At 70.3% G+C, this 24,578-nt stretch carries 1 protein-coding gene; it reads left to right on the forward strand.

Annotated elements, in window-relative coordinates; translation table 11 throughout:
- Positions 1–24,246 carry a non-ribosomal peptide synthase/polyketide synthase gene (locus LKD76_RS04520; RefSeq protein WP_372465744.1) on the forward strand — a complete coding sequence of 8,082 codons (24,246 nt, stop codon included), beginning with the start codon at positions 1–3 and terminating at the stop codon, positions 24,244–24,246.
- The last annotated feature ends 332 nt before the right edge of the window (positions 24,247–24,578 follow it).

Raw genomic sequence — 24,578 nt, forward strand, 5'->3', positions numbered from 1 at the left:
GTGGATCTGCGCGTTCGCCACCGGCGCGACGCTCGTGATCGTGCCCGCGCGCATCATCGGCGGACAGGAACTGGCGCGCTGCTGCGCGCCGAACAGGTCACCCACGCCATCATCACACCGGCGGTGCTGGGCACCCTCGATCCCGCTGAACAGCCGCAGCTGCAAGTCCTTTCGGTCGGCGGCGATGTGACCACCGACGAACTGCTGGCGGGATGGGAGCCCGGCCGCCGCTACCTCAACGGGTACGGGCCCACCGAGACCACGATCATCTCCTCCTACGCGGTGCTGCGCGCGGGACATCCGATCACCATCGGCACCCCGGTGCACGGCATGTCGGCGCTGGTACTGGATCACCGGCTGCGGCCGGTGCCACCCGGCGTCGCGGGCGAGCTGTACCTGGCCGGCGGCGGCCTGGCGCGCGGCTACCGCAATAGGCCCGGCCTCACGGCCGATCGGTTCCTCCCGAACCCCTGGGGTGCGCCCGGTAGCCGGATGTACCGCACCGGTGACGTGGTGCGCTGGCGCGTGGCCGAGCCGGCGCGACCGGCCGTCGAATCCGGCACGTGGGAACTGGAATACGTCGGGCGTTCCGATTTCCAGGTGAAGATCCGCGGCTTCCGCGTCGAACTGGGCGAGATCGACGCGGTGCTCGGTGCGCACCCCGACGTCGACTTCGCGACCACCATGGGCCGCGACCACGACACCCGCGGCACCATGCTGGTCTCCTACGTGCTGCCGAAGCCCGGGCGCGCGCTGGATCCGGTCGACCTCACCGACTTCGCGGCGCGGCGGCTGCCCTCGCACATGGTGCCCGCGGCCCTGGTCGTCCTCGACAAGATTCCGCTGACCCCGGTCGGCAAGGTGGATCGCAAGGCGCTGCCGGAACCGGTCCTGGCACCCGCGCGGTATCGCGCCCCCGTCGGTCCGGCCGAAGTCCTGGTCGCGCGGACCTTCGCCGCGCTGCTCGATGCCCCGCGGGTGGGCGCGGACGACGACTTCTTCGCCCTCGGCGGCAATTCGCTGATCGCCACCCGGCTCGCCGCCCGTCTGAGTCGGAACACCGCGACGGCGGTCCCGGTGCGCGCGGTCTTCGACGCGCCCACAGTGCGCGCGCTCGCCACCCGGATCGCACTGTCGGACAGTGGATTCGGGGATTCCGGGCCGACGGCTGTCACACCGCGACCGGAGATCGTCCCACTGTCCATCGCGCAGCAGCGCATGTGGATGCTGAACCGTCTGGACACCCGGGGTGGCGGCTACAACATCGCCTTCGCCCTGCGGCTCACCGGCGATCTGAATCCGGTCGCGCTGCGCGCCGCGCTCGGCGATGTCATCGCCCGGCACGAGACCCTGCGCACTCGCTATCCCGAATCCGACGGTGTGGCAACACAGGTCGTCGTCGCGGCCGAGGCTCCGGCACTCGATGTCGTCGAGGTCGATCCCACCGATATCGAGGCGCTGGCCGCGGAGTCGACGCACCACCGGTTCGATGTGACGACCGAGGTGCCGGTCCGGATCCGCCTGCTGCGGGTACGGCCCGCCCCCGACGCCGATCCTCGCGAACAGACCCATGTGCTGCTGTTCGTCGTGCACCACATCGCCGCGGACGGCTGGTCCTTCGCCCCGCTGACCCGGGACCTCGCCACCGCCTATCAGGCCCGCAGTGCCGGTACGGCGCCCGGCTGGCAGCCGTTGCCGCTGCACTACGCGGACTACGCGCTGTGGCAGCGGCGCACATTCGGATCGGTCGCCGATCCGGAGTCGGAATCGGCTCGGCAACTGGAATTCTGGCGTGCGCAGCTGCACGGCGCCCCGGAGCTGTCGGCACTGCCGACCGATCGCCCGCGCCCGGCGATCGCCTCCCAGCGTGGCGCCGCGCGGACCGCACATCTGAGTTCCGCGCTGCAGCAGCGGATTCACGATCTGGCCGCCACCGGCCGGACGACTCCGTTCATGGTGCTGCACGCGGCGCTGTCGGTGCTGCTGTCGCGCTTCGGCGGCAGTGACGACATCGTCGTGGGCGCGCCGGTCGCCGGTCGCGGCCATCAGGCGCTCGACGATCTGGTCGGCATGTTCGTCAACACGCTGGTGCTGCGCACCCCGGTACACGGCGGCGACCGGCTCACCGAGCATCTGGATCGGGTCCGCGCGGTGGACCTGGCGGCGTTCGATCACGCGGCGGTACCGTTCGAGCAGCTCGTCGACGCGGTGAATCCGGTTCGCTCCCAGGCACACGCGCCGCTGTACCAGGTGTCGCTGACGCTGCAGAATCAGACTCGCGCCGAACTGCGGCTCGAGGGATTGCGGATCGCCGCCGTCGACGCCGCCGCCGCGCCGATCCCGGTCGACCAGCACTGGACGGCCGCCGAATGCTATACCGACGACGGCACTCTCGCCGGCATCGATCTGCACGTGCACTATGCCGCGGATCTGTTCGACCCCGAGACCATCGATGCGCTGCTGGACGGCTTCGAACGCATCCTGACCGCGCTGACCGCCGACGGCGACATCCGCGTCGCCGACATCGAACTGATGGCGCCGGCGGAGCGGGATCGGCTGCTGGCCGATACCACCGCCTACCCGGTCGAGCCGCGCACCCTGCCCGAGCTGTCGGCGGGCCGGCCCCGGCGCCCGGCCGCCCCGGCGGTGACCTTCGACGGGGTCAGCCTGTCGTATCGGGAATTCGATCGACGGGTCCAGCGGCTCGCGCGCTATCTGATCGGCCGCGGCGTGGGCCCCGATACGACTGTGGCCGTGCGGATTCCGCGATCGCTCGAGCTGGTCGTCGCCATTCACGCCGTGGTCGCCGCCGGTGCGGCGTATGTGCCGTTGGATCCGGAGCATCCGGTGGAGCGGGTGCGCTACGTCCTCGATATCGCGCGGCCGGAATGTGTGCTGACCACCTCGGCGGTGCCGGTGATCGATTTCCCGGACGGTCTGCCCGTGATCGCTGTGGACGGGCTGGATCTCTCAGGTTTCGCCGATGGTCCGCTGGTCGATGCGGAGCGGTTGTGTCCGTTGCGGTCCGAGCATGTGGCGTATGTGATTTTCACGTCGGGTTCGACGGGTCGTCCGAAGGGTGTGGCGGTGAGTCACGGGGCGATTGTGAATCGTTTGGTGTGGATGCAGTCGGAGTACTGCTTGGGTGTCGATGATGTGGTGTTGCAGAAGACTCCGGTGACTTTCGATGTGTCGGTGTGGGAGTTGTTCTGGCCGTTGCAGGTGGGTGCGCGGTTGGTGGTGGCGCGTCCGGATGGTCATCGTGATCCGGGGTATTTGTCGCGGTTGATGGTGGAGGAGTCGGTGACGACGGCGCATTTCGTGCCGTCCATGCTCGCCGTCTACCTCAGCGCGGTCGCCGAGATCCCCTCCTCGCTGCGGCGGGTGTTCACCTCCGGCGAGGCCCTGGGCGCCGTGACGGCGGCTCGGTGGCGGGAACTCGGTGGCGGTCCGCTGCACAATCTGTACGGTCCGACCGAGGCCGCGGTGGATGTGACCTTCCACGAGGTGACCGCCGCCGACTCCGTGACCGTGCCGATCGGCCGCCCGGTGTTCAATACCCGGGTCTACGTGCTGGATTCGCTGCTGCGGCCGGTGCCGATCGGCGTCTCCGGCGAGCTCTACCTGGCCGGTGGCCAGCTCGCGCGGGGATATCTGGGCCGGTCCGATCTGACCGCCGATCGTTTCGTGGCCGATCCGTACCATCCCGGCCTGCGCATGTACCGCACCGGCGACCTCGTGCGGTGGAACCGCGCGGGCGAACTGGAATATCTGGGCCGCAACGACTTCCAGGTCAAACTCCGAGGGCTCCGGATCGAGCTCGGCGAGATCGAAGCCGCGCTGACCGGCCGGGAGGGGGTCGCGCAGGCCGCCGTGGTGGTGGCCGGGACGGGCGAGAACTCCCGCCTGCACGCCTATGTGGTGCCGGCCGCCGCCACCGTGGATCCGGCCGCCGTCCTGACCGCCGCCGGTCGTGCACTCCCGGCCTATATGGTCCCGTCCGGGGTGACGGTGCTGGCCGAACTGCCGGTGAACGCCTCCGGCAAACTGGACCGCGCCGCGCTTCCGGCCGTCGACCCGGGGGAGAGCTCTGCCTATCGCGCCCCGGCCGAGGGCGCCGAGGCCGTGGTCGCCGCCGTCATGGCGGAGCTGCTCGGATGCGAGCGGATCGGCGCGGACGACGACTTCTTCGCCGCGGGCGGTAACTCGCTGTCGGCCATGCGAGTGGTGGCGCGGGTCAACGCCGCCCTCGGCTGTGACCTGAACGTCGCCGAGATCTTCGGTGCGCCCACCCCCGCATTGCTGGCCCGGATCGCCGACGCCGCGCCGGGCACGACCGTCGCGCCGCTGGTCGCGGGCCCGCGACCGGAGCGAATCCCGTTGTCGCCGGCACAGACCCGAATCTGGTTGCTGAACCGCATCGATCCCGGCTCGGCGCGGTACAACATTCCGTTCGCGCTGCGGCTGTCCGGTGAACTCGACGAGGTGGCGCTGGCGGAGGCGGTGACCGATGTGCTGACCCGCCACGAGTCATTGCGCACGGTCTTCCCGGAGGACGCCCGGGGACCGCACCAGCGCATCCGTGCGATCGGGGAGTGCGCCGCGCTGACCCTGCGCACGGTCGACGCCACCGATACCGACCTCGAACTCGCCGCCGCCGCGGCTCGGGGTTTCGATCTGCGCCACGATATTCCGCTGCGCGTCGACGCGTTCCGGATCGCACCGACCGAGCACATTCTGCTGGTGGTCGCCCACCACATCGCCGCCGACGGCGTGTCCACCGGGCCGCTGGCCCGCGACCTGATGACGGCCTACGCGGCGCGCCGCGCCGGTGCCGCCCCGGCATGGCAGCCGCTGCCCGTGCAGTACGCGGACTTCGCGCTGTGGCAGCACGAGGTACTCGGCCGGGCCGACGATCCCGAATCACGGCTCGCCCGGCAGATCGATTTCTGGCGTGACGAACTGGCCGATCTGCCCGCGGTGCTCGACCTGCCCGGGGATCGCCCGCGCCCGGCGGTCGCCTCCGGAGCGGGTGCGGCCGTCGAATTCCGCGTGCCGGCCGACCTGACCGCGGCGCTCGAGGCATTGGCCCGGCGCACCGGAGTCTCGCTGTTCATGGTGGTGCACGCCGCCTATGCCGCCGTACTCGCCAAGCTCTCCGGTACCGAGGATCTGGCCATCGGCACGCCGATCGCCGGCCGTTCCGCACAGGCCCTCGACGACCTGGTCGGCATGTTCGTCAACACACTGGCGCTGCGCACTCGGGTGCGCGCACGAGACCGGTTCGGGGAGCTGCTGGCCCAGGTCCGCGAGCACGACGTCCGGGCCTTCGCGCACGCCGATCTGCCCTTCGATCGGGTGGTCGAGGAACTCGATCCGGAGCGGTCGGCGGCCTATGCGCCGATCGTGCAGGTGCTGCTGTCGTTCGAGCAGCGCGCCGAGACCGCCCTGCGACTGCCGGGGCTCGACGTGTCGGACCATCCGCTCGCCAATCCGGGCGCGCAATTCGACCTGGCGCTGGCGCTGTCGGAGATCGACGGTCCGGACGGCCGCGTCCTGCACGCGGTATTGCGTTATGCCACCGATCTTTTCGACGAGGACACGGTGCACGGGTTCGGCCGCCGGCTGTTGCGGCTGCTGACGGCGGTGACCACCGATCCGGATATCCGCCTCGGTGACATCGACCTGCTCGAGGTATCGGAACGCCTGCAGGTGCTCGATATCTGGAATGCCACCGAAACCGAGATCGACCGCACCGCAACCCTTCCCGGCCTGTTCGACGCTCAGGCCGCGCGCTCGCCGCACGCCCCCGCCCTCACCTTCGAGGGGACGACTGTGTCCTACGCCGACTTCGCCGCCGAGGTGAATCGGCTGGCCCGGCACCTGATCGCGTGCGGTGTCGGTCCGGGATCGCTGGTGGCGCTGCATATGCGGCGATCCCGGGAGCTGGTTGTCGGCATGTACGCGGCCCTGGCCGCCGGTGCGGCGTATGTGCCGTTGGATCCGGAGCATCCGGTGGAGCGGGTGCGCTACGTCCTCGATATCGCGCGGCCGGAATGTGTGCTGACCACCTCGGCGGTGCCGGTGATCGATTTCCCGGACGGTCTGCCCGTGATCGCTGTGGACGGGCTGGATCTCTCAGGTTTCGCCGATGGTCCGCTGGTCGATGCGGAGCGGTTGTGTCCGTTGCGGTCCGAGCATGTGGCGTATGTGATTTTCACGTCGGGTTCGACGGGTCGTCCGAAGGGTGTGGCGGTGAGTCACGGGGCGATTGTGAATCGTTTGGTGTGGATGCAGTCGGAGTACTGCTTGGGTGTCGATGATGTGGTGTTGCAGAAGACTCCGGTGACTTTCGATGTGTCGGTGTGGGAGTTGTTCTGGCCGTTGCAGGTGGGTGCGCGGTTGGTGGTGGCGCGTCCGGATGGTCATCGTGATCCGGGGTATTTGTCGCGGTTGATGGTGGAGGAGTCGGTGACGACGGCGCATTTCGTGCCGTCCATGCTCGCCGTCTACCTCAGCGCGCTGCTCGATCGGACGGCGGCGGCGCCCACCGCGCTGCGCCGCGTCTTCACCTCCGGCGAGGCACTGGATGTGACCACCGCCGCGCGCTGGCGCGAACTGTGCGGGGCCGCCCTGCACAATCTGTACGGTCCGACCGAGGCCGCGGTGGATGTGACCTTCCACGAGGTGACCGCCGCCGACTCGGTGACCGTGCCGATCGGCCGCCCGGTCGCCAATACCCGCGTCTACGTGCTCGATTCGTGCTTGCGTCCGGTCCCGGTGGGGGTCACCGGCGAGCTCTACCTGGCCGGCGCCCAATTGGCCGAGGGATACCTCGCCCGGCCGGATCTGACCGCCGATCGTTTCGTCGCCGATCCGTTCCATACCGGCGCGCGCATGTACCGCACCGGCGATATCGCCCGGTGGCGCGCAACGGGTGAGCTGGAGTACGTGGGCCGATCGGACTTCCAGGTGAAGGTGCGCGGTCTGCGCATCGAACTCGGGGAGATCGAGAACGCCCTGCGTGAACAGGACGGTATCGCCGCGGCGGTGGCTGTGGTGCGCGACGACAACGGCACCGGTGATCGGATCGTGGCCTACGTGGTGGCCGAGTCCGGCCGCCGTGTCGACAGCGACCGGCTACGGGCCGAATGCGCCCGGCGACTACCGGAGTACATGGTCCCCGCCCTGATCGTCACGCTGGACGCGTTGCCGCTCAACACCTCCGGCAAACTGGATCGCAAGGCCCTGCCGGAGCCGGTCTTCCTCCCGCTGACCTATCGTGCCCCCACCACGCGCGCCGAGCAGGCCGTCGCCGCGGCCTACACCGAACTGCTCGGGCTCGACCGCGCCGGGCTCGACGACGACTTCTTCGCTCTCGGCGGCAACTCGCTGACCGCCACCCGGGTCGCGGCCCGGCTGGGTACCGAATTCGACGCCGACCTGCCCGTGCGCCTGATCTTCGACGCTCCGACCGTCGCCGGATTCGCCGCGCGCATAGCGGAATTCGCCGGTCGTGGCACCGGCGTGCCACTGGTCGCGCGCCCCCGCCCCGACCTCGTCCCGCTCTCGCCGGCCCAGCAGCGCATGTGGTTCCTGAACCGCTTGGACCCCGACCAGAGTGTGCACAACATCCCGGTCGCGCTGCGACTGACCGGCACGCTCGAGTTCGGCGCCCTGGCGGCGGCCCTCGCCGATACCGTGGCGCGCCACGAGACGCTGCGCACCGTCTACCCGGATATCGGCGGCATCGGCTACCAGCAGATCCAGCCCGCCGATCACGTGCCGGTGCTGTCGCGGCTGCACGGCGGCGATATCGCCACGGTCGTCGGCGAATTCGTGGCCGCACCCTTCGATGTGACCACCGCGGTCCCGCTGCGGGTGGGCGTGCTGGCCACCGGTGCGGCCGATGAGCACATCCTCGTCCTCGTCGTCCATCACATCGCGGCGGACGGCTTCTCGATGGCGCCGCTGGCCCGCGACCTCGCCGCGGCCTATGCCGCACGCAGTACCGGCGCGGCGCCGGCCCTCCCCGCGCTTGCGGTGCAGTACGCCGATTACGCACTGTGGCAGCGCGAGGTGCTCGGTGACGAATCCGATCCGGAGTCCCCGGCCGCGGCAGCGCTGCGCTTCTGGCGAGATCAGCTGCGCGGCCTGCCGACCCGGCTCGAACTGCCCACCGACCGGCCCCGCCCTGCCGTCGCCGGCCATGCCGCCGCCACCGCGACGGTGGACTTCGACGCGCGGTTGCGCGCCCGGCTCGAGGAGTTGGCCGCCCGCTACGAGTGCACGCCGTTCATGGTGGTGCACGCCGCGCTCGCGGTCCTGCTCGCGCGGATGTCGGGCACCGGCGATATCGCCGTCGGCGCCCCGGTCGCCGGACGTGGCGCGGCCGTGCTCGACGAGCTCGTCGGCATGTTCGTCAACACGCTGGTGCTGCGCACCGAAGTGACCGGCGCACAGCGGTTCTCGCAGCTGCTGCGGCAGGTTCGCGAACGCGATCTGGCCGCCTTCGGCCACGCCGACATCCCGTTCGAGCGACTGGTGGAGGTCCTCGACCCGCCGCGCTCCCAGGCCCACCATCCGCTGTTCCAAGTGGCGTTGTTCTTCCAGAATCTGGCGCCGGTAGCGCTGGAACTCGGCGACCTGTCCGTCGGGGAGGTGCTCCTGGACACCGCCGTGAATCCGTTCGACCTGCAGGTCACCGTCACCGAGCGGGAGATCGGATTCACTTATGCGACAGATCTTTTCGATCCGTCGACCGCCGAGGCCCTGGCCACCCGCTTCCTCGCCGTACTCACCGCCGTGGCCGAGGATCCGGAGCGCGTCGTCGGCGATATCGATCTGTTCGCCCCCGGGGAGTGCGAGCGCGTACTCACCGAATGGAATGCCTCGGCGCACCGGGGTTTCGGCGAGGAACTGCTGCTCGACGAGTTCGAGGCCCAGGCCGCGGTCGCCCCGCAGCTGGTCGCGGTGCGCTACGTTCCCGACGACGGTTCCGAGCCGGCCGTCCTGACCTACGGCGAGCTGGACAGCCGCAGCAATCGCCTCGCCCGGCATCTGATCGCCGCCGGAGTGGGACCGGAATCCTTGGTGGCCCTGTCGATTCGGCGCTCACCGGAGCTGGTCGTGGCGATGTACGCGGTGCTGAAGGCCGGTGGGGCCTACGTGCCGATCGATCCGGATCACCCGGCGCAGCGCATCGCCCACATCCTCGATACCGCCCGGCCCGCGGTGCTGCTGTCGGCCACCGGCGCGACCGTGCCCTTCGACGGTCCGGTCGTGCTGGTCGACACCGTCGCCCTGGACGCGTACGCCGATGATCCGATCGCGGTGAACGAGCGCCACACCCCGATGTACGCGGCCCATCCGGCATATGTGATCTTCACGTCCGGATCGACCGGAAAACCCAAGGGCGTCACGGTCTCACACGCCGCGATCGTCAACCAGACCACCTGGATGCAGGCCGAATATCGGTTCACCGCGGCGGATGTCTACCTGCAGAAAACCGCCACCACCTTCGACGTCTCGCTGTGGGGGTACTTCCTGCCGCTGCGGATCGGCGCCACTCTGGTGCTGGCCGGCCCCGACGGTCACCGCGACCCGGGATATCTGGCCGAGGTCATCGCGGACAACGGGGTGACGGTCACCGATTTCGTTCCGTCCATGCTCAGCGTGTTCGCCGCCCAGGCCCAGCCCGCCCAGGTGCGATCGCTGACCAGGGTGTTCGTCATCGGTGAGGCGCTGCCCGCCGAGACGGTGCGGGCGTTCGGCGTGATCAGCTCCGCGCGGCTGCACAACCTGTACGGACCCACCGAGGCGGCGGTGTCCATCACCCACCGCGATGTGACCGGTGTGGTGGACCGTCCCGCGCTGCCGATCGGTAGCCCCGAATGGAACAGCCGGGTCTACGTCCTCGATTCGCGGCTGCGGCCCACCCCGCCCGGCGTCGCGGGCGAGCTCTATCTGGCGGGCGCCCAGCTGGCTCGCGGATACCACGGCCGCGCCGACCTCACCGCCGACCGGTTCGTCGCGAACCCGTTCACCTCGGGCGCGCCGGGAGACGAGCACGGGTCGCGCATGTACCGCACCGGTGACCTGGCGCGCTGGGATACCAGCGGCGCCACACCGGAACTGGTGTATCTGGGCCGCACCGACTTCCAGCTGAAGTTCCGTGGTCAGCGCATCGAACTCGGTGAGATCGAAGCGGTGCTGGCCGCGGTGCCGGGTATCGCCGCGGCCGCGGTGCGGCTGGTGCCGGGGCCGGGCGGTGACCATCTGATCGGATTCGTGACCGTGACCGCGACCGCACCCGACCTGGAAGCCCGGGTGCGGCGAGCCGCCGCCGCGGATCTGCCCGGATATATGGTGCCGTCCGCGGTGGTGGTGCTGGACGCGTTCCCGCTCAACGCCTCCGGGAAGCTGGACCGGGCGGCGCTGCCCGATGCGGCCGACCCGCGAGTGGCGGCGGTATTCGGCGGTGGTGACTTCCGCGCACCGGCCACCGCGGACGAACGACTGGTCGCCGAGGTCTTCGCGCAGGTTCTCGGCATCGAGCGGGCCGGCGCCGACGACGACTTCTTCGCACTGGGCGGTAATTCGCTCGTCGCGACCCGGGTACTGGCGAGGCTGGGGGAGCGGCACGGCCGCCGGATCCCGGTGCGCACCCTGTTCGAACATCCGACCGTCGCGGGCCTCGCGGTGGCGATGAACGGCGCGGGCGACGGTGCGGGCACCGAACTGGCCGGACCGGTCGCCGGTGAGCGGCCGGACACCGTGGCGCTGGCACCGGTCCAGCAGGGTATGTGGTTCCTGAATCGGCTCGATCCGGATTCGGCCGCCGACAATATCGCGGTCGCGGTCCGCATCCTCGGCGATCTGGACGCCGCGACCATGCGCGGCGCCTTCGCCGATGTGGTCGCCCGGCACGAGGTGTTGCGGACCCACTATCCGCTCGATGCCGAGGGTTCGCCCTCACAGGTGGTGCTGACCCCGGAGCGGGCGGGCGTCGAATTCGCGGAGCTGACCGATTCGGCCTCGATCGCCGAATTCGCCGGGCGCGGATTCGACGTGACGGTCGCACCCCCGGTGCGGGCGCTGCTGATCCGCGAATCCGAGACCAGCCACGTCTTCGTCGTGGTCGTGCACCACATCAGCGCCGACGGATACTCGCTGAATCCGCTGGTGCGCGATCTGATCGCCGCCTATCTGGCCCGTCGCGCCGGTACCGCGCCGGACTGGCCGGACCTGAGCGTGCAGTACGCGGATTACGCACTGTGGCAGCGCGAATCACTGGACGCGGTGGAAACCGAGCAGCTGGACTTCTGGACCCGCACTCTGGCGGAGCTGCCCACCGAACTCGCCCTGCCGACCGATCGTCCGCGCCCGCCGCTGGCATCACGCCAGGGGGCGGTGGAGCGCGGCCGGATCGACGGTGCCGTGGCCGCGGCCGTCCAGCGCATCGCCACGGCGCACGGCGCGACCCCGTTCATGGTGTGGCACGCCGCGCTGACAGTCCTGCTGGGCCGGCTGTCCGGCGCGGACGATATCGCGGTCGGCACCCCGGTCGCGGGGCGCGGGGCCAGTGCGCTCGACGATCTGGTGGGTATGTTCGTCAACACGCTGACCCTGCGTACCCGGCCGCACCCCGAGCAGAGCTTCAGCGCGCTGCTCGATCACACCCGTGAAGTGGATCTCGCCGCCCTCGCCCATGCGGCCCTGCCGTTCGACCGGGTCGTCGACGCCCTCGGCGTGACTCGCACCGCGGCCCGGAATCCGCTGTTCACGGTCTCGCTGAGCTATCTGAACCTCGGCGCCCGGACCCACGCGGTGCCGGGGTTGATCCTCGAACCGGTCGAATTCGACCGCCCGGTGGCCAAATTCGATCTGCAGTTCACGGTGTCGGACGTACTCGATGCCGACGGCCACCTGCCGCTGGAACTCACCTATGCCACCGATCTGTTCGATCCCGCCACCGCCGCCGGGCTCCTGCGCCGGCTGGGCCGGGTGATCGGTGCCGTCGTCGCCGAACCGCAGCGGCCGATCGGTGAGATCGAACTGCTGTCACCGGCCGAACGCACAGCCCTGCTCGGCATCCGCCCGCGTCTCCGCACCGAGCCGGGCACCCTGGCGACATTCCTCACCGAGACGGTCCGGCACAACCCCACCGGGATCGCACTGTCGGACGGCGGCCACGAGCTGACCTATGCCGAACTGGATGCCGAATCCACTCGGCTGGCCCGGGTTCTGATCGAATCCGGTGTCGGCGCCGAGGATTTCGTGGCCATCGCGATCACCCGCTCCCTCCGGTGGATCGTCGCGTGGTGGGCGGTGGCGAAGTCCGGCGCCGCCTTCCTCCCGGTCGATCCGGACTATCCGGCGGACCGGATCGCGCATATGCTCGCCGATTCCGGTGCGGCCGTGGGTATCACCACCGTCGACGACTCCGATGCCCTGCCCGCGACGGCGCGGCGGCTGGTGCTCGACGATCCGGAAACGGCCGCGCGGCTGCGTGCCGTGTCCGCCGATCCGATCGCGGAACACGAACTGGTGCGCCCGGTGCGTCCGGAGCATCCGGTGTGGATGATCTACACCTCCGGCACCACCGGCACGCCGAAGGGCGTGGTCGTGAGCCACGCCGGCGTCGGTGCGATCGTCGCCGCGCATCGTCGGCACTACCGCGTCGATCCGGACGCCCGGGTGCTGCACGCCTCCTCACCGAGCTTCGACGCCTCGATGCTGGAACTGCTGATGGCCTTCGCGGGTGCGGCCACCGCGGTGATCGCGCCGGTCGGCGTGTACGGCGGCGCGGAACTGACCGAACTGCTACGCGCCCAGCGTATTTCACATGCCTTCATCACCCCGTCGGTGCTGCGGACTCTCGATCCGGCGGTGCTGCCGCGGCTGCGGCGGCTCACGGTCGGCGGCGAGTCCTACGCCTCCGACCTCGTGGAGCGCTGGGCCGGCGATCGCGAATTCCACAACACCTACGGGCCCACCGAAACCACCGTCTTCGCGACCGTGAGCGCGGTGAAACGGCCCGGCGACCCGCTCGATATGGGCGCCCCGATCGACGGTATGTCGGCGGTGGTGCTGGACGAGCGGTTGCGTCCCGTGCCGGTCGGGGTCACCGGTGAGCTGTATCTGCGCGGGCCCGGTCTGGCGCGCGGCTATCACGCCCGCCCGGCCTTGACGGCGCACCGGTTCGTCGCCGATCCGTACGGTCCAGCCGGACAACGGCTCTACCGCACCGGCGATCTGGTGCGCTGGCTGCGGCGCGACGACGAGTACGTCATCGAGTACGTGGGTCGTTCCGACCATCAGGTGAAGGTGCGCGGCCTGCGCATCGAACTGGGGGAGATCGACGCGGTGCTCGGTGCGCACGAATCGGTCGGCTTCGCCGCCACCATCGGCCATCGTGACGCCTCGGGGGAGACCGCGCTGGTCTCGTATGTGGTTGCCGCGCCGGGACATACCGTCGATGTCGAGGCCCTGGTGGATCATGCCGCCCGGAGCCTGACCGCCTACATGATCCCCGCCGCGGTCATGGTGATCGACCACATTCCGCTCACGCCGACCGGCAAGCTGGACCGCAAGGCCCTGCCCGAACCGGTATTCCGGATCGCCGAGTTCCGGGCGCCGCGCACGGCCGTCGAGGCCACCGTCGCCGAGATCGTCGCGGGTGTGCTCGGCCTCGCCGAATCCCGTCGGGTGGGAGTGGACGACGACTTCTTCGCCCTCGGCGGAAACTCGCTCACCGCAACCCGATTGGCGGCCCGGCTGGGTGCGGCCTTCGACCGCGCGGTGCCGGTGCGGACGATCTTCGAACATCCGACCGTCGCGGCCCTGGCCGCCGCGATCGCGGCGGCCGACGGTGCGCCGGCACGGCCGGCCCTGACCCCGCGGTCGATGGACGGTCCGGCTCCGCTGTCGCCGGCCCAGCAGCGCATGTGGTTGCTGAACCGGATGGACGAGCAGTCCGCCGCCTACACCATCCCGCTGGCCATGCGCCTGAGCGGCGATCTCGACAGCGCCGCGCTGTCGGCGGCCGTCGCCGATGTGGTCGCCCGGCACGAGGTGCTGCGCACCGTGTATCCGCAGACGGATGCCGGTCCGGTGCAGGTCGTGCTGCCGGTGGCCGACGCTCCGGTGCCACGGCTGGATCCGGTGCCGCTGCCGGGGCACGCGGTGGTCGCGGCGGTGTCGGAATTCGTCACCACCGCCTTCGATGTGACCACCGCGGTGCCGCTGCGGGCCCGGCTGTTCGCCCTCACCGACACACCCGGCACCGAACATGTGCTGGTCGTGGCCGTGCATCACATCGCCGCCGACGGATCCTCGCTGGTCCCGCTGGCCCGTGACGTGATGACCGCCTACGCCGCCCGGCGAGCCGGTTCGGCACCCGGCTGGGCGCCGCTGCCGGTCCAGTACGCCGATTTCGCGCTGTGGCAACGCGAGGTGCTCGGCGCGGAGGACGATCCCGCATCGACCGCCGCACGCCAGCTCGGGTATTGGACCGAGACCTTGGCCCAGCTGCCCGATCAGCTGGCGCTGCCCACCGATCGACCCCGCCCCGCCACGGTCTCCACCGCCGGTGACAGCGTCGATTTCACTGTGGACGCGGCGCTGCACGCCCGGCTGGTCGAGATCGGTCGCGGCCGGGGCGCGACCCTGTTCATGGTGGTGCACGCCGCCTACGCGGCCCTGCTGGCGCGGCTGTCGGCCACCACCGATATCGCGGTCGGCACCCCGATCGCGGGCCGCGGTGACAAGGCGCTCGACGATCTGGTCGGCATGTTCGTCAACACCCTGGTGCTGCGCACCCGGGTCGACCCGGCCACCGGATTCGCCGACCTGCTCACGGCCGTGCGCGATGGCGACCTGGCCGCCTTCTCCCATGCCGACATCCCGTTCGAACGACTGGTGGAGGTACTCAATCCGGTCCGGTCGACCGCACGGCATCCGCTGTTCCAGGTCGGTTTCTCCTTCCACAACCAGGCGGCCGCGGAATTCGCCCTGGACGGACTGACCGTCGGCGCGGCGGATTTCGACACCGCGGTCTCCCAGTTCGATCTGCATCTGGTCGTGACCGATCGCTACGACGAATCCGGTGCTCCCCTCGGCATGGCCGCCTCGATCACCTACGCGACCGCGTTGTTCGACGCCGCCACCGTCGACGGCTTCGCCGCCCGGCTGGTCCGGCTGCTGGAGGCGGTGTGCGCGGATCCGTCCACCGCGATCGGCGCGATCGATCTGCTCGCGCCGCACGAGCGCGTCCGGATGCTGGAGACCTGGAACGACACCGGCGACGCGACCATCGCCGCGACCACCCTGCCCGAACTGTGGAACACCACGGTGCGTGTGCGCGGTGCGGCGCCGGCACTGATCATCGATGGCGACGGCAGCACGCGAGTGACCTACGCCGAGCTCGCGGCCGAGGTGAATCGGCTCGCGCGACACTTGATTTCGCTGGGCGTGGGCCCGGAGACGCGGGTCGCGCTGGCACTGCGCCGGTCCCGGGAACTGATCGTCGCCATGTACGCGGTGAGCGTCGCCGGTGGCGCGTATGTGCCCGTGGATCCGGATCAGCCGGCCGAACGCGTCGACTACATCCTGCGCACGGCCGAACCGCTGTGCGTGCTGACCGCCGGATCGGCCGCGGAGTCGGTGCGTGGCACGGGATTCCCGATCGTCGATCTCGGCGCCGTGGACCCGGCCGGGCTGTCCGCCGAGCCGGTCGACGATCGAGACCGCCGCGCGCCGTTGCGTCCGCAGCATCCCGCGTACGTCATCTTCACCTCCGGATCCACCGGACGCCCGAAGGGTGTCACCGTCGGCCACGGCGCGGTGACCAACCAATTGCTGTGGAAGAAAGCGGAATTCGGCCTCGGCGCGGATGATGCGGTGCTGCTGAAGACCGCCGCCACCTTCGATCTCTCGGTGTGGGAGTTCTGGTCCGCCGCCGTCGCCGGAGGACGGCTGGTCGTCGCCGGGCCGGACGCGCATCGCGATCCGGTCCAGCTGCACCAGCTGATGGCGCGTGAACACGTGACCACCCTGCACGCGGTGCCGTCGATGCTGGACGCCCTGCTCACCGTGGCGGACGGTCGCCTGCCCGAATCGTTGCGGCGGGTCCTCGCCATCGGTGAGGCGCTGCCCGCGGCGACGGCGCAGCGGATGCGGCGCGGCAGTACCGCCGCCCTGTACAACCTCTACGGTCCGACCGAGGCCGCGGTCTCGATCACGGCGCATGCGGTCGGCGATGCCGACACCGCGGTCGTGCCGATCGGCCGCCCCGAGGCGAACAGCGCGGTGTACGTGCTGGATTCACGATTGCAGCCGGTGCCGGTGGGTGTACCGGGTGAGCTGTATCTGGCCGGTGCGCAGCTGGCGCGCGGTTATCACGGCCGGTCCGAGCTGACCGCCGAGCGGTTCGTGGCCGATCCGTTCGCGCCCGGGACGCGCATGTACCGCACCGGCGATGTGGTGTGCTGGACCGCCGCCGGCGAACTCGAGTATCGGGGCCGCACCGACTTCCAGGTGAAGGTCCGGGGCTTCCGGATCGAACTCGGTGAGATCGAGGCGGCGCTGCGTGCCCTGCCCGCCCTCGCCCAGGTCGCGGTGCTCGCGGTCGCGGATCCGCGCACCGCCGATCGGCTGGTCGCCTACCTCGTCCCCGCCGCTGCCGAGGTCGACGTCGCCGAGGTGAGAACCGCGCTGGCGCGGACACTTCCGTCGTACATGGTTCCGGAGGCGTTCGTCGTGCTCGACGCGTTGCCGCTGACCGTGAACGGCAAACTCGACCGCGCCGCCCTGCCGCGCCCGGAATTCGCGGCCGCCGCCTACCGTGCTCCGGCCACCCCGGCGGAACAGGCGATCGCGCGGATCTACGCCGAGGTGCTGGATGCGCCGCGGGTCGGCGCCGATGACGACTTCTTCGCCCTCGGTGGCAATTCGCTGCTCGCCACCCAGGTCGCCGCCCGGCTCGGCGCCGCATCGGACACCCGGATTCCGGTGCGGCTGCTGTTCGAGGCGTCGACCGTCGCCGCGCTGGCGGTGCGCCTGAACAGCCACATCGGCGCCGGCGACCGGGTCGCCCTCACCGCGGGCGTCCGGCCCGAGGCGCTGCCGCTGTCGCTGGCACAGCAGCGCATGTGGTTCCTCAACCAGTTCGAACCGGAATCGGCCGCGTACAACATCCCGGCCGCCGTGCGGCTGTACGGCGATTTGCGGGTGAGCGCACTGCGCGAGGCGATGGTCGACGTCCTCGGGCGCCATGAGGTCCTGCGCACCGTCTATCCGCAGACCACCGACGGCGTCGTGCAGCGGATCGTGCCGGTTTCGCAGGTGGCGGTGGATCTCCCGCCACAACCGATCGACGCCGGCGAGGTGCCCGCGCGGATCGCGGAACTCGCCGCCGCGGGCTTCGACGTCACCACCGAGGCGCCGATCCGCACTGCCCTGCTGCGCATTTCGGAGACCGATCACGTCCTCGTGTTCGTGGTGCATCACATCGCCGCCGACGGCTGGTCGATGCGCCCGCTCACCCGCGATGTGATGCTGGCCTACGCCGCCCGCAGTGCCGGTGCCGCCCCGCGGTGGTCCCCGCTGCCGGTGCAGTACGCCGACTACGCGCTGTGGCAGCGACAGGTGCTGGGCTCCGAAGACGATGAGCAGAGCCTGATCTCGACGCAGGCCCGGTACTGGCGGGACCGCCTGGCCGGCCTGCCGGACGAGGTGAATCTGCCCGCCGACCGCCCGCGTCCGGCCGTGCAATCGGCTCGGGGCGGACGCGTGGTGTTCCCGCTCTCGCGGCAGCTGCGCACCGAGCTCACCGCACTGGGCCGCGACCACAACGCCACCCTGTTCATGGTGGTGCACGCCGCCTGGGCACTGTTCGTGGCGCGCATGTCGGGCACCGACGACATCGCCGTCGGCACCCCGGTGGCCGGACGCGGCGAGGCCGAACTCGACGACGTCGTAGGCATGTTCGTGAACACCCTCGTGTTGCGCACCCGGGTCGACGGCCGGGCCGGCTTCACCGAATTGCTCGCCGCCGCACGCGAAACCGATCTACAGGCCTTCGGCCACGCCGACCTGCCGTTCGAACGTCTGGTGGAACTGGTGAATCCGGAGCGGTCCACCGCGCGCCACCCGCTGTTCCAGGTGATGCTGACCTTCCAGAACCTGCCGCAACGCGGATTCGAACTGCCCGGATTGCGGGCGGAGGCGGTCGATTTCGATTTCGACGCCGAACAGTTCGATCTCTCGCTGACCGTGCAGGAAACCGAGGAAGGTCTGCTCGCGGATCTGTCGTACGCGCGTGATCTGTTCGACCACGCCACCGTCGAGACCTTCGCCCGTCGCTTCATCGGCCTGCTGGAGGCCGTCGTGGCCACACCCGAGCTGGCCGTCGGCGCGCTGCCGCTGCTGTCGGACGTGGAGTACGAGCGGTTCACCACGATGGACGGCGGGCCGGTGATCGACGACGGCCTGCTGCCCGAGATCTTCGCCCGCGGCCTGCGTTTCGGCGCCGATCGGGTCGCGGTCCGCATCGCCGACCGCGAGGTGACCTACGGGGAGCTGGATCGGCAATCGTCTCGGCTGGCCCGGGTGCTCATCGACGCCGGTGTCGGCCCGGAGCGGTCGGTCGCGATCGCGCTGCCGCGCTCCTACGAGATGATCGCCGCGGTATGGGCGGTGGCGAAGGCCGGTGGCGCCTACGTCCCGGTCGATCCGAGTTATCCGCCCGACCGGGTCCGGCACATGGTGACCGACTCCGGTGCGGTGATCGGCGTCACCACCACGGAATTCGCCGCGACGCTGCCGGCCGACACCGAATGGCTGGCCCTCGACGCACCCGCCGTCGCGCGAGCGTGCGCCGAGCGGCCGGCCGATCCGGTGACCGACGCGGAACGCCTGCGCCCGCTGCGTCCCGGCCATGCCGCCTACACCATCTACACCTCGGGCTCGACCGGACTGCCCAAGGGCGTCACGGTGACCCATCGGCGGGTGGCCAACCTGGCCACGCACGCTACCCGGCTGTGCCGGGTGGAACCGCGACACCGCTTCCTGCACGTCTGCTCGCCGAGCTTCGATCAATCGCTCGAGGAGTGGCTGATCACCTTCGGCAGCGGCGCCACCCTGGTGATCGCGCCGCCGTCGGTGCTCGGCGGCCAGGAGCTCGCGGATCTGCTGCGCGCCGAACGCGTCACCCACACCATGATCACTCCGGCCATGCTGGCGACCGTGGATCCGGCCGGGCTGCCGGATCTGGAGGTCGTGGGCGCCGGCGGCGACGCGACGACACCGGAGCTGCTGGCCAAATGGCAGCCCGGCCGCCGCTTCGTGAACAGCTACGGTCCGACCGAGGCCACCATCTCCTCCGCCTATGCGATTCTGGTCGCGGGGGTGCCGATCACCATCGGCACCCCGGTGCCCGGATCCACCACACTGGTGCTGGATGCCCGGATGCAGCCCGTCGCACCGGGTGTCGCGGGCGAGCTGTACGTGGTGGGCGAGGCCCTGGCCCGCGGCTACCACGGCCGGCCCGGCCTGAGCGCCGAACGGTTCGTCGCGTGCCCGTGGGGCACGCCCGGCACCCGGATGTATCGCACCGGCGATCTGGTCCGCTGGATCGTCGGCGGTACCGGCGACTGGGAGCTGGAATATCTGGGCCGCACCGATTTCCAGGTCAAGGTCCGCGGCTTCCGCATCGAACTCGGGGAGATCGACTCGGTGCTCACCGGTCACGACGAGATCGACTTCGCGGTGACGCTGGGCCGGGAGACCCCCGCGGGCGCCACCGCCCTGGTGTCGTATGTCCGTGGGGTACCGGGCTCCTCGGTCGATCCGCGGGAACTGACCGTGTATGCCGCGCGGAGTCTGCCGTCGCATATGGTGCCCGCCGCGATCGTCGTTCTGGACGAGGTGCCGCTGACTCCGGTCGGCAAACTGGATCGGAAGGCGTTGCCGGAACCGCGATTCCAGGCGCGGCCCTACACCGAACCGGCCACCCCGCAGCAGCGCCTGGTCGCCACGGTGCTCGCCGAGGCGCTCGGGGCGCCGCGTGTCGGCGCCGACGACGACTTCTTCGAACTGGGCGGTAACTCGCTGATCGCGACCCAGGTGGTGGCACGGCTGGGTGCCCAGCTGGGGACCCGGATACCGGTACGCGTCGTCTTCGACGCGCCGACGGTCCGGGCGCTCGCCGACACCCTCGCCGACCACACCGGCGGCGGCCGCCCGGAACTGATCACCCGAGCACGGCCGCGACGGCTTCCACTGTCGTTCGCGCAGCAGCGGATGTGGTTGCTGAACCGGATGGATCCGGAATCGGCGGCCTACAACGTGCCGTTCGTGGTCCGGCTGGACGGCGCGGTGGATGCCGCCGCGTTGCGGCGGGCGTTGTCGGATGTGATCGATCGGCACGAGGTGCTGCGCACGATCTATCCGGAATCCGAGCAGGGGCCGGTCCAGCGGATCCTGCCGACGGCCGAACCGGAGTTCGACATCCGTGCGGTCACCGAGGCGCGGGTGGAATCGACGGTCGCGCGGATACTTTCGCGTCCGTTCGATGTGACCGGGGAGATTCCGGTGCGCGCGGCCCTGTTGCGGGTGAGCGACGCGGCCGAACCCGCGCACATCGTCGTGCTCTCGATGCATCACATCTGCGCCGACGGTGCCTCCACGGCTCCGCTGACCCGCGATCTGCTGGTGGCCTACGCCGCCCGCACCGCCGGCACGGTGCCGCGGTGGGCGCCGCTGCCGGTGCAGTACGCCGATTACACGCTGTGGCAGCGGGAGCTGCTCGGCGCCGAGGACGATCCGCGGTCGCTGGTATCCGGCCAGCTGGGGCACTGGCGCACCGCACTGGCCGGGATGCCCGAACAGTTGGAGCTGCCGACGGACCGGCCGCGGCCGATGGTGCGGTCGCATCGCGGGCGGGCCGTCGCGTTCGAGATCTCCGCGCGGCGGCACGAGCGGCTGCACCGGCTGGCCCGGGACCGGCACGCCTCACTGTTCATGGTCGTCCGGGCCGCGCTGTCGATCCTGCTGGCGCGCCTGTCCGGAACCGACGATGTCGCGGTCGGCGCCCCGATCGCGGGCCGCGGCGAGGCCGAGCTCGACGATCTGATCGGCATGTTCGTCAACACCCTGGTACTGCGCGCCCGAGTCGCACCGCGGGACTCCTTCGCCGATCTGCTCGATCAGGTGCGTGCGGGAGATCTGGCGGCCTACGCCAACAGCGACGTGCCGTTCGAGCGGCTGGTCGAACTGCTCGATCCGATCCGCTCGACCGCCCGGCATCCGCTGTTCCAGGTGGGCCTGTCGTTCCAGAACCTGGCCCGCACGCCGGTCCGCCTGCCCGGCGTCGCGGCCACCGAACTCGAAGTCGATACCCGGACTACGCAGTTCGACCTGCACTGGTATCTCACCGACACCTACGACGAGGCGGGTGCGCCCGCCGGCATCTCCGCCGCCGTCACCTACGCCACGGATCTGTTCGACTCGACCTCGGTGCAGCGCTTCATCGAGCGATTCCTGCGGATCGTGGACGCGGTGTGCGCCGACGATACGACGGCGATCGGGGATATCGACGTCCTGGACGCGGACGAACGACACCGCCTGCTGAGCGAGTACAACGCCACCGCGCGGGAACTGGCGCTGCCCTCCGGCGACGGTGACCATCCGCACACCCTCACCGCGCTGTTCGCGGCCGCCGTGGCCGCCCACCCCGAGGCGGTGGCCCTCGCCGAGGATCGCAGCGGCGCAGCGATGGCGGCGTCCACGCTGACCTACGCCGACTTCGACGCCCGGACCAACCGATTGGCGCGCTACCTCATCGCGCGCGGTATCGGACCCGACCAGCGGGTAGCGGTGGCCCTGCCGCGCTCGGCCGATCTGCTGATCGCGATCTACGCGGTGATCAAGGCCGGCGCCGCCTATGTGCCGATCGACCCGGAGCAGCCGCGCGAGCGCATCCGCCACATTCTCGATACCGCCCAACCGGAATGCGTACTGGCGCACGCGGAATCGCTGGTGGACGATCGTGCGATCGCGATCGATCGACTCGATCCGACGGAGTTCCGCGACGATCCGGTGACCGACGCGGATCGGCGAATTCCGTTGCGGCCGGACCATATCGCGTACGTGATCTTCACCTCCGGATCCACCGGACGTCCGAAGGGGGTGGCGGTCGCGCACCGCGCCATCGTCAACCGCCTGGCGTGGATGCAGGCCGAGTACGGACTCACCGCCGGCGACGTGGTCCTGCAGAAGACGCCTGTGACCTTCGACGTCTCGGTGTGGGAGTTGTTCTGGCCCTTGCAGGTCGGCGCGCGCCTGGTATTGGCCGCACCGCAGGGCCATCGCGATCCGCACTATCTGGCCCGGGTGGTGGCGGCCGAGTCGGTGACCACTCTGCATTTCGTGCCCGCCATGCTCGCCGCATTCCTCGCGGAGGCCGATATGCGCGACTGTGTCTCGTTGCGCCGGGTCTTCGCCTCCGGTGAGGCATTGCCGTCCACGGTGGCCCAGCAGGTGCGGGCGCGCACCGGCGCCCGGCTGTACAACCTCTACGGACCCACCGAGGCGGCGGTCGACGTCACCCACCACGAGGTCCGCGATACCGACACCGTGACGGTGCCGATCGGCCGCCCGGTCAGCAATACCAGGGTCTACGTGCTGGACTCGCGATTGCGGCCGGTCCCGGCGGGTGTGGTCGGCGAGCTCTACCTGTCCGGCACCCAGCTGGCCCGCGGCTACCTCGGCCGGCCCGATCTGACCGCGGACCGCTTCGTGGCCGACCCGTTCGGCACCGGTGGGCGGATGTATCGCACGGGCGATCTCGTCGTGTGGAATGCCGACGGGGAACTGGAATATCGCGGTCGATCGGATTTCCAGGTGAAGCTGCGCGGTCTGCGCATCGAGCCGGGGGAGATCGAGGCGGCGCTGTCCGACCGGCCCGAGGTAGCGCACGCGGTCGCCGTGGTGCGCGGTACGAATGCGGTGGAGCAGCGGCTGGTGGCCTATGTGGTCGCCGCGGGCGAGCAGGTGGTCGATGGCGATCGGCTGCGCGCCGACCTGTCGCGGCGGCTCCCGGCCTATATGGTGCCCGCCACCGTGGTGGTCCTGGACGAGCTGCCGGTCGGCGCCTCGGGCAAACTCGACCGCCGCGCCCTGCCGGCGCCGCCGCACCGGACTCGGGAATTCCGCGCTCCGCGTACGGAATCGGAGACGGTGGTGTGCCGTGTCTTCGCGCAGGTGCTCGAGCTGGAGCGAATCGGGCTCGACGACAACTTCTTCGAACTCGGCGGCACCTCACTGCTGGCGGCCACCCTGGCCACCCGGCTGAGCACGGCGCTCGGACGACGGGTTCCGGTGCCGGCGCTGTTCACCGCGTCCACACCGGCCGCGTTGGCCGACGAGCTGGCCGCGGGCCCCGGAATCGATCCGGAATCCGCCTTCGACATCCTGCTTCCGCTGCGGCGCGAGGGCGTCGGCGAACCCCTGTTCTGTGTGCATCCGGTCGGCGGTATCGCGTGGTCGTTCGCGGGTCTGGCGGCCTCGGTCGACCGGCCGCTCTACGGCCTGCAATCGCCCGCACTGCGTGAGCAGGAGCTGCCCGGCGATATCGAACAGTGGGCGCGCCGATATGTGGACGCGATCCGGTCGGTTCAGCCGGACGGGCCGTATCACCTGCTGGGCTGGTCGCTGGGCGGTGTCCTGGCGCATGCCGTCGCGGTGCGGTTACAGGACGAGGGGGACGAGGTCGCGCTGCTGGCGGTCATGGACAGCCGGCTCGGCGAGGTCGACGATTCCGAGCCGGTCGCACTGCCGGAACTGGTGGGTGGCCTGCTGGGCGAGGACGCCGCGGAGTTCGGTGACCTCGATGCCGCCGACGTCACGACCCTGGTGGGCCGGCTGCCCGAACCGTTCGCCGCTCTCGGTCCGGACCGCATCACCGCGATCCTGGACGCGGCCCTGCGATCGGTCGAGCTGGCGACTCGCTACCGCCCCGCGCGCTACCGCGGCGATCTCACGTATTTCGTTGCGGCGCGGGATGAATCCAGTGAACCTGCCGCGGAAACCTGGTCGGCGGCGGTGACCGGTTCGATCCGGCTCCACCGCCTACCGGCGACCCATTGGCGTATGACCTCCGCGGCCGCCCTGCGGCGCATCGGCGCGGTACTGACCGATATCGGGAATCGGAGTCCGACACCCGAACCCGGCGAAACATCGTAATCACCAGCGATATTCGCCGACCGAGCCCGGAACCGAGCAGGTTCCGTGCGGCCCTCGGGCGCCCGGTCGGGGCGCCGATGGTTCGCGACCGTGAAAGAAAGAAGGAAGAACTATGGATGGCACTGTCGACTACGCCGCAATTCTCACCCAGGTGCTGACTTTCCTCAGCTCCGGATCGAGCATCGCCTACACCCCGAAGTAATCACCCCCAGCAGAAAGGACATTCGAAGCATGGATACCGGAAGCTCCGGCCTCGGCAGTATCTTCACGGCGCTCGCCAACCTCCTCGCCACCGGATCGGCGATATCGGTGACACCGGGCGCTTGATCGCG

It is taken from the genome of Nocardia spumae, from assembly GCF_020733635.1.
In the GTDB taxonomy this organism is placed as follows: Bacteria; Actinomycetota; Actinomycetes; order Mycobacteriales; family Mycobacteriaceae; genus Nocardia; species Nocardia spumae.